This is a genomic window from Sphingomonas sp. GCM10030256 (assembly GCF_042666415.1).
Classification (GTDB): Bacteria; Pseudomonadota; Alphaproteobacteria; order Sphingomonadales; family Sphingomonadaceae; genus Sphingomicrobium.
In genome coordinates, this window is record NZ_JBHTDI010000001.1 from 825,647 (window position 1) to 836,639 (window position 10,993).

Below are 10,993 nucleotides of genomic sequence, written 5' to 3' on the forward strand. Positions count from 1 at the left end.
CCATGCTTAGGCTGGCTCTCCTCGCAGCGCTGACAGCCTTCACCCAAGTCGCGCCCCTGCCGCCGCCGGCAGATCCCCGGGTTCAGCTCGTCCCGTACGATCCCCAACAGGTGGTGCCGATCGGGGTCGCGGTCGGCTTCGCGTCGATGGTGGAGTTGGGTGAAGACGAGCGCATCGAGAACATCATCGTCGGCAATAGCGCGGTCTGGCAGATCACGGCCAATCGCCAGGGGGACCGGGTCGTCATCAAACCGCTGCCCGAGGCGATCCCGACCAACATGATCATTCTGACGGGCAGCCGCCGTTACTTGTTCATGCTCTATCCTGGCGGCGAGCAGTCCGCCTTCGTGACGCGGTTCAGCTATCCGGAAGCGACGGAGCAGCAGCCCGACGAGGTTGTCGTCTCCCACTATCGCTTCCGCGGCGACAAGGCTCTTTTCCCGGTGGCGATGTACAACGAAGGGCAGAATACGGTTGTTACCTGGTCCAAGCAGACGGCGCTTCCGGCGGTGTTCGCGGTCCAGAAGGGAAGCCAGGAACAACTGGTCAACGGCCGGATGGTCGGCGACAATTTCATCATCGAGGGGATCGCCCCACGCTACAAGTTCCGGCGCGGTGATGCCGAGGCGACCGCGACACGGCGGGTACCGAGGCACGGCCGATGAGCGTCGATCTCAAAGATCGAGCAACCTTCGAGGCCGAGCACGATCCGCGCCCCGTTGTGGCTCTTCCACGACCTGCTCTGTCGGGGGCAGTTATCGGGGCCGTCGCGCTCGCCGCCGCCCTGCTGCTGTTTCTCGCCCTTGATGCCCAGCGCAGGCAAGCGCCCACCGGAGAGCAGGAGGTGGCTTCGGCTGCCTTCGCTCCGCCTCCGCCGTTGGTCGTGGCGCCAGATCCCCTGCCTCAGGCCGCGACGGTGGTTCGACCGGCGACGACCTTGATTGCGCCCAGGGTGCTTGCCCCTGAATCTCCCCGGCCGCCGGTTTCGCCGCCAATTGTTGCTCCACCTCCACCTCCACCTCCTCCGCCGGAACCCTATTATCGTCCGCTACCGCCGCCTCGGTCCGTTCCGCTTGGCCCACCTCCCGCCGCGCGCTCGGCGCCGGCCCTTGTGGTGGATACAGGTTCGTCCGGAATTGCCGTCGGCACACTCATTCCGGCGGTTCTCGAGACCCCGATCGACACGTCGAGGCCGGGCCTTGCAAGAGCCATCGTCTCCGAGGACGTCAGAGCTCAGGGCAGTCGGCGCGTGCTCGTTCCGCGAGGATCCAGGCTGATCGGGGAGTATCAATCGGCTGTGCGGTCCGGGCAGAATCGGGTTCTGGTCAACTGGACTCAACTCATCCGTCCGGATGGCCTTACCATCCGCATGGCTTCGCCCGCAGCCGATTCCATGGGAGGCGCCGGGATTCCGGGGCGGGTGAACGGCTTCTTCCTGTCACGCTTCTTCAATGCCGCATTGCAGACCGCACTGAACGTCGGTGGAAACCTCGTGAGCAGACGAGGGGGGAATACCGTGATCGTGGGGGTGCCGGGCGACGCATCGAACCTCGTCGCGGCGCAGGATCTTATCTCCGGGGACAATAACCGCCGCAAAATCACTGTCAGGCAGGGCACCGTCTTCAACGTCTTCGTTGCTCGTGAGCTGGACCTGTCGGGTGCGGCTACGCAACTGCCGGGCTCCGCAACTCAACCACCGACTCCGGTTGCCTCGGCGCCGCAACAATGACGCTCGCGGAAAGCGCTGCATCCTACCTGCGAATCTACCTCGATCCGTTCGCAGCTTTTCTGGAGCGCCCAGACGTCACGGATATCTACGTCAATGCGCCGGGCGAATTGTGGGTCGAGGCACTTGGCGGCCTGATCGTCCGTCACGATGCGCCGCAGGTCACAGAGGCGCATCTATGGAGACTCGCCCGGCAGATTGCCGCCGTTTCGAACCAGGGGATCAGTCGCGAGCATCCGTTGTTGGCAGCGACGTTGCCGACTGGAGCGCGAGTGCAGATCATTGCTCCGCCTGCCACGCGGGGCCCCTTGGCAATGGCAATCCGGAAACATGTTGTAGCCGACCTCAGCCTCGACCGCTTCGCTGCCGCCGGGGCGTTTGCCTGCGCCTCCGCTGATGCGGAGGCCGGGGACCCCGGGTCGGAGATGGAGGAGTCCTACCGCAACCAAGACTGGACAGCGTTCCTCTCCGCTGCCGTGAAGAGCCGCAAGACCATCGTCGTCTCGGGCGGCACCTCAACCGGCAAGACGACCTTCGTGAACGCGCTCATCAATGAGATCGGCTCCGATGAACGGCTGGTCCTGATTGAGGACACGCCCGAGCTCCGTTGCAGGCACGCGAACTCGGTGGGCCTCGTCGCCGCTCGGGGAAATGGTGGCGAGGCCCGGGTCGATACCGAAGACCTGTTGATTGCCTCACTCCGGCTGCGTCCGGACAGAATCATCCTTGGGGAGGTTCGCGGGCCAGAGGCTTTCACGTTCCTGCGCGCAGTGAATACCGGGCACCCGGGGTCGCTCACGACCATCCATGCCGAAAGGGCAGAGGGCGTGGTGGAGCAGATGGCGCTACTGGTCCTAGCCTCGGGAAGCCGGCTGAGCAGGGATGAAATCGCACGAAACATATCCAACGCCGTGGATGTCTTCGTGCACCTTGAGCGCGTCGACGGGCGGCGCCTCGTCACCGAGATCAGGTGGCCGAAGCAGGAGCGACCGCATTAGGCCGCGGCTGTCCGCGAACAAAGTATGGTGCCCAGGAGAGGACTCGAACCTCCACGCCCTTGCGAGCGCCAGCACCTGAAGCTGGTGCGTCTACCAATTCCGCCACCTGGGCACAGGAGCTTGTGATCGCTGGTAGGCGGCGGCGCTTAGAGGGCGGCGAGTTGGCTTGTCAACGCTGTTCGTGCGGGGCTAGGGCCGGTCGCCATGAAGGACCTCAGCATTCACGGGCGTTCGCGCATCGTCACCGTTCTCGGCGGCGGCGGCTTCATCGGCCGCTATGTCTGCGAGCAGCTGTTCAAGACCGGGGTCCGGGTCCGGGTTGCCCAGCGCCGCCCGCGCGATGCCTACTTCCTTCAGCCGCTTGCGGCGGTCGGGCAGCTCGACCTGACCACCGCCGACATGCGGCGCCCCGGTACGCTCGAGCGGGCGATCGAGGGCGCCTGGAGCGTGATCAACCTGGTCGGGGCGTTCGACGGCGACCTCCGCACGATCCACGCCCAAGCGCCCGGCAAAGCCGCCGAGCTTGCGGCACGCGGCGGTGCGGCAAGCTTCGTCCACGTCTCGGCCATCAACGCGGACCCCGGCAGCGCCAGCCTCTACGCTTCCACGAAGGGTGGGGGCGAGCAGCTCGTCCGCGACGCTTTTTCCGCAGCGACCATCATCCGGCCGAGTCTGGTGTTCGGCCAGGAAGATCAGCTCACCAACCGCTTCGCGGGTCTGGCGCGGCTGCCGTTCCTGCCGGTGATCGCGCCGCGAACCCGCTTCCAGCCGGTCTATGTCCGCGACGTCGCGGCGGCGATCGCTCAGGCAGCGGTCGACCCGCAGGCCCACGCCGGCAAAACGTACGAGATCGGCGGCCCCGAAGTGATGACCATGCACGAGCTCAACGCGGCCATCGCGCGCCTTGCCGGGCAGACCCCTGAGCTGATCGACGTGCCCGATTTTGCCGCCGATGCGCTCAGCCGGCTGGGCTTCCTGCCCGGGATGCCGCTGACCCGGGACCAGTGGACGATGCTGCAAAAGGACAATGTCGCGGACCCGGCTAACCCCGGCTTGGCGGCGTTCGGGATCAACCCGACTCCGCTCGGCGCCGTTGCCGGCGAGTGGCTGAGCCGCTTCCAGAAGGGCGGCCGGTTTCCGGCGCAACACACCCGCAGCCAGTCGACGGCGGGCTGAACGCCACGTGCCCATTCTCCTGCTGGTCGTCATCCTCGGCGTCGTCGAGGGCATCACCGAATATCTTCCGGTCTCCTCGACCGGTCACCTGATCCTCGCGACCGAGTTGCTTGGCTTCAAGGCCGCGGAATGGGAGGCGTTCAACGTCGCCATCCAGCCGGGCGCGATCCTGGCGATCGTGGTGCTGTACTGGCGGACGTTCCGGGATGTGCTCACCGGCTTGTTCGCCCGCTCCCCGGACGCATGGCGGTTCGTCCGCAACCTGGTCGTCGCCTGCATCCCCGCGATTGTCCTGGCGTTGCTGTTCGGCGACTATATCGAAGCCATGCTGGGCAGCGCGCTGGTGGTCGCCTGGGCGTTGATCATCGGCGGGGTCGCGATCCTGATCCTGGAGCGCTTGGTGAAGCCGCGCGAGTGCGGCGGGGTCGCCAACCTCAGCCTGCGACAGTCGGCCACCGTCGGCCTGGTTCAGTGCCTGGCGATGATCCCGGGGGTCAGCAGGTCCGGCGCGACCATCATGGGCGCAATGGCGATGGGAGTGGACCGCAAGACTGCGGCGGAATTCAGCTTCTTCCTCGCCATGCCGACGCTGTCCGGCGCGACCGTCTATTACCTGGCCAAGCACAACGATCGCATCCCGAGCGAGATGTACGGCCACATCCTGGTCGGCTCGCTGGTTTCATTCGTGGTGGCGCTGGTGGTGGTGAAGGCGTTCGTCGGCTTCGTGACCCGCTACGGTTTCGGACCCTTTGCCTGGTACCGGATCATCGCGGGCGCCGCCGCCCTGATCTGGCTGAACGCCGCCTGACCATTCAGGACATGGCAAGCTTGTTGCGGTAAGCTCCTGCGTTCCTTGTGTTGATTCGGATACTTACCGATGCGTGCGCTGCTCCTTCTGGTTCCTGCCGGCTTGCTGGCTGCCCCTGCGGCGGCGCAGCCCCGTGCTGCCGAACCGCCGCGGCGCGACATCGTGCTCCCGCCGGAGATCGCCGACGGTCGAATGGTCGACCAGATGGGCGACATGGTGGGCGCGCTGACCCGCGCCTTCATGAACCTGCCGGTCGGCGAAGTCGAAGCCGCGATCGAGAACCGGCCGGTCACCCGAGCCGACCGGATGAAGACCGTGCGCTCCGAAAGCGGGATGAGCGAACGCGAGCTCCAGGGAGAGATCGAGCGCAGCAAGGTGGCGATGAAGCAGGGCGGGCAAGCCATGGTCCGCGCCCTGCCGGTCATCACCGATGCGCTTAACCGCGCCGGCGACGAGATCGCCCGCGCGATCGCCAACATGCCCTCGCCGAACTACCCGCGGCGGTAGCGGAAGCGGGGCCCTGACGCTCTTGTAGCGGCGCGAACCTGCGTTAAAGCTGCCGTTCATGTGGCAGCTCCTGCAATTTCCCCTGTGCCCCTTTTCCCGCAAGGTCCGGCTGATCATGGCCGAGAAGGGCGTTCCGGTGGAGCTGGTGCGCGAGAACCCGTGGGAGCGGCGCGACGAGTTCCTCGATCTCAACCCAGCCGGCGAGACGCCGGTGCTGGTCGAGGCGGAGCAGGGAATTGCGCTGATCGGCAGCCAGCCGATTGCGGAATATTTCGACGAGACAGTCGACAAGATGCCGATGATCCACGGCAATGCGGTGATGCGGGCCGAGATTCGCCGGCTGGTAGAATGGTTCGACGAAAAACTGTTCCGCGAAGTGGTCGAGCCGCTGATGGCCGAGCGCATGCGCAAGCGGCTGGTCAGCAAGGAAAGCCCGGACACGAGGGTCCTCCGAGAAGCCATGCGGATCGGTAACAACCACCTCGATTACCTGGATTACCTGCTCGACCATCGTCGCTGGCTGGCTGGTCCGGGTCTCAGCCTGGCCGACTTCACCGCCGCGGCACACCTCAGCGTGATCGACTATCTCGGCGCGGTGGACTGGCGCGGGCACAAGCAGACCAAAGACTGGTATTCAGTGATGAAGTCGCGCCCGGCCTTTCGCCCACTGCTTGGCGAGCGGATGGAGGTGATCGTTCCCCCGACCCACTACGACAAGGTCGACTTCTAGCGAATGCCGGCGGGGTCTCACCGCTGATGCGTTCAAGCGGGAGTTAACGCCCCGCACCCGTTGTCGCCCAAAGCCCTCTCGCCAGCGACGAACCGGTTGGACGTGCAGGAACACACCTCATAAGTCTTTGGCCAGCGTTGCTTTTCGAGTGCCGGATGCCGCGGGGGCATCTCCTGGCGAAAACGGCGTGCGGGCGGGGAATATATGGGCTTTTCGTTGTTCAACTTCGGGTCGCGCGACCTGGCGATCGATCTTGGGACCTGCAACACTTTGATCTACGCGCGCGGTCGCGGGATCGTGATCGACGAACCGTCGATCGTCGCGCTGGAGAATGTCGATGGTGTTCCGACGGTGCGGGCCATCGGCGACGAAGCGCTGCCGATGCTTGGGCGCACACCGGTGGGTCTGCGCACGGTCCGTCCGCTGCGCAGTGGGGTGATCGCCGATCTGGACGTTGCCGAGCAGATGCTGAAGCACTTCATCAACAAGGCGCTCGGCCCCCGCTCGCGGCTGCCGGGCAAGCTGGAAGTGACAATCGCGATCCCTTCGGGGTCGACCAATGTGGAGCGCCACGCGATCCGCGATGCGGCCTCGAACGCCGGCGCGAACGAGATCCACTTCGTCGAGGAGCCGCTGGCCGCGGCGATCGGCGCGGACCTGCCGGTCGACGATCCATTCGGCTCGATGGTCTGCGACATCGGCGGTGGCACTACCGAGGTCGGGGTAATCTCGCTGCTCGGCCTGGCTTACTCGCGCTCAGTCCGCGTGGGCGGCGACAAGATGGACGAAGCGGTGATGGCCATGGTCCGTCGCACCCACAATCTGCAGATCGGCGAGACCACTGCGGAGCGGGTCAAGCGCGAGATAGGTTCCGCGCGTGTCCCGGCCGACGGCCGGGGCCTGTCGCTGACCGTCAAGGGGCTCGACATGGAGCGAGGCGTGCCCAAGGAAATCGAGATCACCGAAGCTGAAGTTGTGCGCGCGCTGGCCGATCCCGTCGGCCAGATCGTCAGCGCGGTGCGCACCGCCCTCGAGCATACCGCGCCGGAGATCAGCGCCGACATCATCGAGAGCGGGATCACGCTGACCGGCGGAAGCTCGCTGCTCCGCCATCTGGACGCGGTCATTGCCGAGGAGACCGGCCTTCCGGTGAACATCGCCGAGCGCCCGCTGGAATGCGTCGTGCTGGGTGCGGGCCAGGTGCTGGAGGAACGCGTCGGCCGCGGGGTGCTGCAGGCCGCCTAGCAGCGCCGCCGCTAAAGGGCTGTGCCGACCGAATTGTAGCTGTGCCAGGCGAGGACCGCCGCCGCCCCGCGGTGCGGCTTCCATGGCTCGGCCAGCTCGCGCAGCGTCTTTTCGCTTGGCTTGGCCTCAAGCCCCAGCAGGCGCCCGATTTCGATCTGCACCGCGAGATCGCCGGCCGGCCACACGTCCGGCCGCCCTTCCGCGAACAGCAGGTAGATCTCCGCTGACCAGCGGCCGATGCCCTTGATCCTGGTCAGGAGAGCGATTGCTTCCTCATCGTCGCTCGGCAGGCGGTGGAGGTCCAATTCGTCCGACAGGACCAGCCCGGCGAGGCTCCGCGCATAGCCCGCCTTCTGCCGAGACAGGCCGGCAAGGCGGAGGTCCTCGTCGGAAGCATTCAGGATCCCATGGAGGTCCGGCGGCGAACCATAGGCCGCCTCCAGCTTGTTCCACATCGAGCGGGCGGCCGCGACGCTGACCTGCTGGCCGACGATCGTCCGAAGCAGGGTGTGGGCGCCCGGCTCCGAGCAGCGCGGCTCCGGCCGGCCGTGGCGTTCGAGCACGCCGGCGAAGGCGGCGTGCGTGGCGGCGAGGTGATCGAGGCCAGCGTGGAGGGAGTCGCGTGTTCGGACCAATGAGGAAACTCCGCCGTCAGGGCATACGGTCGTTAGTTGGCCACAGTGGCCGCATAGAGCGCCACCGCCGCTGCGTTCGATACGTTCAGGCTCTCCACCGCATCGCTGATCGGCAATTTTGCCAGAGCATCGCAATGTTCGCGCGTGTTGGATCGCATGCCCGGCCCTTCGGCGCCGAGGACCAGCGCCACCCGCTTGGGTCCGAGCGCCTCCTTCAAGTCGGTCGACGCTTCCCCGGCCAGGCCAATGCGCCAGAACCCGGCTTCGGCGATCTCCTCCAGCGCGCGGGCAAGGTTCACGACCCGGGCCCAAGGCACCCGCTCCAGCGCGCCCGACGCGGCCTTGGCCAGCGCTCCGCCCTCGGGCGGGGAGTGGCGGTCCTGGGTGACGATGCCGATCGCTCCAAACGCCGCGGCCGAGCGGAGGATCGCACCGACATTATGCGGATCGGTGACCTGGTCGAGCACCAGCAGGGTCGCCCGCTCTTCGGCCTCGGCGAGCAAGTCGGCGAGCCAGATCTCCTCAAGCGGCTCGACCTCGATCACCACGCCCTGGTGGGGCGCATCGCCGGGCACCAGCCGTGCAAGGTCGGTGACATCGGCCATGGTCACCGGCACTTCGGGCGGGAATTGCATGAAGCCGGCCGCCTCACGCGTGGCCCAGGCCTTCAGGACCCGCCGGTCGGGATTGTCGAGGGCAGCAGCGACGGCATGCTTGCCCCAGAATCGGGGACGCTGCGCGCTGCCGTGGCTTTGATGCGATTTCTTGCGGCGGGACATGGGTGGGCGCTTAGCGGAGCGATTGCATCGCGTCATCCCAGCGCAGGCGACCGGCGCCGGGGCGGCGATCAGTCCGCGTCGAGGGCATAGCCGGCGCTGCGGACGGTGCGCACCAGGTCGGGTTCGCCCAACGCGAGCCGAAGCCGGCGGATGTGCACGTCCACCGTGCGCAGCTCGATCTCCTCGCTGTGCGGCCACACCGTGTCGAGCAACTGCTGGCGCGAGAACACCCGTCCGGCATTCTCCAGGAAATGGCGCAGCAGGCGATATTCCGTCGGGCCAAGCTGGATCGGCTGGCCGTCGCGGCGCACGCGATGCGCGGCCAGGTCCATCTCCAGCCCGCCATATTGCAGCGTGTCGGTTGCCAGTGCCGGGCGTACCCGGCGAAGCACCGCCCCGGCCCGGGCAACCAGTTCCTTGGGACTGAACGGCTTGGTGACATAGTCGTCCGCGCCAGTCTCAAGGCCGCGGATCCGGTCGTCCTCCTCGCCGCGCGCGGTCAGCATCACGATCGGCAGGTTGGCGGTAGTGCTTCGGCGGCGAAGGCGGCGACAGACTTCGATGCCGCTGATTCCCTCGATCATCCAGTCGAGGATCACCAGATCGGGCTTGACCTCGTCGGCGAGGATCAGCGCTTCCTCACCGTCGCCGGTGCGGGTCACCGCATAACCCGCACGCTCGAAGTGGAAGCCGACCAGCTCGGCCAGCGAGCGGTCATCCTCGACCAGCAGGAGGCGCTTGGCAGACATCAGGCCGTCGCGGCGCTGCCGCCCTTGACCCGCTCACCCATGTGCCGGCCGGTGGCTGCGTAGTAGACCATTTCGGCAATGTTGGTGGCATGATCGCCGACCCGCTCGATGTTCTTGGCGACGAACAGCAGGTGAGCCGCCTGGCCGATGGTGTGCGGATTGCCCATCATGTGGGTCAGGAGGGTGCGGAAGATGCTGTCGTAGAAATCGTCCACCGCCTTGTCTCGCTGGCACACCGCCACAGCAACGTCGGCATCGCGGTTGACGAAGGCGTTCAGGACATCGTGGACCATGCCTGCGGCGATCCGGGCCATCTCGGGAAGCAGCGAGACCGGCTCGATCTGCCGCGAGTCCTCCAGCAGCGGAACCCGCTTCGCGATGTTCTTGGCGTAATCGCCGATCCGCTCGACCACGCCGGAAATCTTGAGCGCCGCGACCACGTCGCGCAGGTCGCCCGCCATGGGCGCGCGGAGGGCGATCAGCTGGATCACGCGCTGCTCGGTCTCGATCTCAAGCGCGTCGAGCTTCTTGTCATCCTCGATAATGCGCAGCGCGCCGTCCACGTCCCGCTGCGTCAGGCAGCGCATCGCCTCACCGATCGCATGCTCAGCAAGCCCGCCCATCTCGCTGATGAGCGCGCGCAGGCGGTCGAGATCCTCATCGAACGCCTTGATCGTGTGTCCCTGGGTGGCCATCAGTTCTGCTCCGATCAGCCGTAGCGGCCGGTGATGTAGTCGGTGGTGCGCTGCTCGCGCGGATTGGTGAAGATGTCCTTGGTCTTGCCGTACTCGATCAGCTCGCCGAGGTGGAAAAAGGCGGTCCGCTGCGACACGCGCGCCGCCTGCTGCATGTTGTGGGTCACGATCGCGATGGCGTAGCGGCCGCGAAGCTCGTGGATCAGCTCCTCGATCTTGGCGGTGGCGATCGGGTCGAGCGCCGAGCAGGGCTCGTCCATCAGGATCACCTCCGGATCGACCGCGATCGCGCGGGCGATGCACAGCCGCTGTTGCTGGCCACCGGACAGCGCGGTGCCGCTTTCCTGCAGCCGGTCCTTGACCTCGTCCCACAGGCCAGCGCGCTTGAGCGACTTTTCTACGATCACGTCCATGTCGCTCTTGCCGTCCCCCAGGCCATGGATGCGCGGGCCGTAGGCGACATTCTCGTAAATGGACTTGGGGAAGGGGTTGGGCTTCTGGAACACCATGCCGACCCTGGCGCGAAGCTGGACCACGTCCATCGCAGAGGCGTGGATGTCTTCCCCTTCCAGCTCGATATGCCCGGTCACCCGCGCGCTCGGGATTGTGTCGTTCATCCGGTTGAGGGTGCGTAGGAAGGTCGACTTGCCGCAGCCGGACGGACCGATGAACGCCGTGACCCGGTCGTCATGAATGTCGATAGACACGTCCTTGAGCGCCTGCTTGTCGCCATAGAACACGCTGACGTTGCTCGCCCGCATCTTGGGGGCGCGCTCGGTTGCGGGCTCAGCCGTATCCTGCGGCTCCGGGGCCGGCATCTGAACGGTTGCGGGGGCAGGCGCCGAGGCCGGCTCCGGCTGCCCGGTCCAGGCCTCGTCCTCCTTGGCAATCCCCGCATCGTCGCGTGCGGCTTCCGCGGCCACTGCGGTGGACGGGAACGGCACC

At 66.5% G+C, this 10,993-nt stretch carries 13 protein-coding genes and 1 tRNA gene; 8 read left to right on the top strand and 6 right to left on the bottom strand.

From position 1 onward, the window contains the following. Positions 1-2: 2 nt before the first annotated feature. From ACFQPG_RS03935 to virB11, 3 genes are read left to right on the top strand one after another with little or no spacing between them, the layout of a single operon-like run. Positions 3-665: a TrbG/VirB9 family P-type conjugative transfer protein gene (locus ACFQPG_RS03935; protein WP_380810457.1), complete on the top strand. Its 663-nt coding sequence runs from the start codon at positions 3-5 to the stop codon at positions 663-665. After that, complete coding sequence (locus ACFQPG_RS03940; RefSeq protein ID WP_380810458.1) at positions 662-1,729, top strand: TrbI/VirB10 family protein; 1,068 nt, start codon at positions 662-664, stop codon at positions 1,727-1,729. Before ACFQPG_RS03935 ends, ACFQPG_RS03940 begins: the two co-directional genes overlap by 4 nt. Next, positions 1,726-2,724: a P-type DNA transfer ATPase VirB11 gene (virB11, locus tag ACFQPG_RS03945; RefSeq protein WP_380810459.1), complete on the top strand. Its 999-nt coding sequence runs from the start codon at positions 1,726-1,728 to the stop codon at positions 2,722-2,724. Before ACFQPG_RS03940 ends, virB11 begins: the two co-directional genes overlap by 4 nt. Positions 2,725-2,749: 25 nt before the next feature. On the opposite strand, the gene ACFQPG_RS03950 is transcribed toward virB11, so the two are convergent. Beyond that, positions 2,750-2,836: transfer RNA gene (locus tag ACFQPG_RS03950), tRNA-Leu, on the bottom strand. A 92-nt stretch (positions 2,837-2,928) separates the two neighbouring features. Here ACFQPG_RS03950 and ACFQPG_RS03955 point away from each other — a divergent pair. The 5 genes from ACFQPG_RS03955 to ACFQPG_RS03975 all read left to right on the top strand — a co-directional run bounded on the left by ACFQPG_RS03955 (position 2,929) and on the right by ACFQPG_RS03975 (position 7,190). Continuing rightward, positions 2,929-3,900, top strand: a complete 972-nt coding sequence (locus ACFQPG_RS03955; protein WP_380810460.1) for a complex I NDUFA9 subunit family protein — start codon at positions 2,929-2,931, stop codon at positions 3,898-3,900. Positions 3,901-3,907: 7 nt separating this feature from the next. After that, complete coding sequence (locus ACFQPG_RS03960; protein WP_380810461.1) at positions 3,908-4,708, top strand: undecaprenyl-diphosphate phosphatase; 801 nt, start codon at positions 3,908-3,910, stop codon at positions 4,706-4,708. 69 nt (positions 4,709-4,777) lie between these two features. Further along, positions 4,778-5,215 carry a hypothetical protein gene (locus ACFQPG_RS03965; protein ID WP_380810462.1) on the top strand — a complete coding sequence of 146 codons (438 nt, stop codon included), beginning with the start codon at positions 4,778-4,780 and terminating at the stop codon, positions 5,213-5,215. Between the two features lie 58 nt (positions 5,216-5,273). Beyond that, a complete protein-coding gene (locus ACFQPG_RS03970) occupies positions 5,274-5,945 on the top strand; it encodes a glutathione S-transferase family protein (protein WP_380810463.1) in 672 nt (223 codons plus the stop codon). A gap of 204 nt (positions 5,946-6,149) precedes the next feature. Continuing rightward, complete coding sequence (locus ACFQPG_RS03975) at positions 6,150-7,190, top strand: rod shape-determining protein (RefSeq protein ID WP_380810464.1); 1,041 nt, start codon at positions 6,150-6,152, stop codon at positions 7,188-7,190. Positions 7,191-7,201: 11 nt separating this feature from the next. Here ACFQPG_RS03975 and ACFQPG_RS03980 read toward each other — a convergent pair whose 3' ends face one another. The 5 genes from ACFQPG_RS03980 to pstB form a co-directional block, all read right to left on the bottom strand. Beyond that, positions 7,202-7,825: a DNA-3-methyladenine glycosylase family protein gene (locus tag ACFQPG_RS03980; RefSeq protein WP_380810465.1), complete on the bottom strand. Its 624-nt coding sequence runs from the start codon at positions 7,823-7,825 to the stop codon at positions 7,202-7,204. Positions 7,826-7,857: 32 nt separating this feature from the next. Further along, entirely contained in the window at positions 7,858-8,604 is a 747-nt protein-coding gene (gene rlmB, locus ACFQPG_RS03985) for a 23S rRNA (guanosine(2251)-2'-O)-methyltransferase RlmB (RefSeq protein ID WP_380810466.1), read from the bottom strand. Between the two features lie 68 nt (positions 8,605-8,672). Continuing rightward, a complete protein-coding gene (gene phoB / locus ACFQPG_RS03990; protein ID WP_380810467.1) occupies positions 8,673-9,353 on the bottom strand; it encodes a phosphate regulon transcriptional regulator PhoB in 681 nt (226 codons plus the stop codon). After that, positions 9,353-10,048, bottom strand: coding sequence for a phosphate signaling complex protein PhoU (gene phoU, locus ACFQPG_RS03995; protein WP_380810468.1), 696 nt, complete (start codon positions 10,046-10,048; stop codon positions 9,353-9,355). The genes phoB and phoU overlap by 1 nt, the downstream gene beginning before the upstream one ends. 14 nt (positions 10,049-10,062) lie before the next feature. Next, on the bottom strand, positions 10,063-10,866 hold the full coding sequence (pstB, locus tag ACFQPG_RS04000) for a phosphate ABC transporter ATP-binding protein PstB (RefSeq protein ID WP_380811703.1): 804 nt from the start codon (positions 10,864-10,866) through the stop codon (positions 10,063-10,065). Positions 10,867-10,993: the final 127 nt, after the last annotated feature.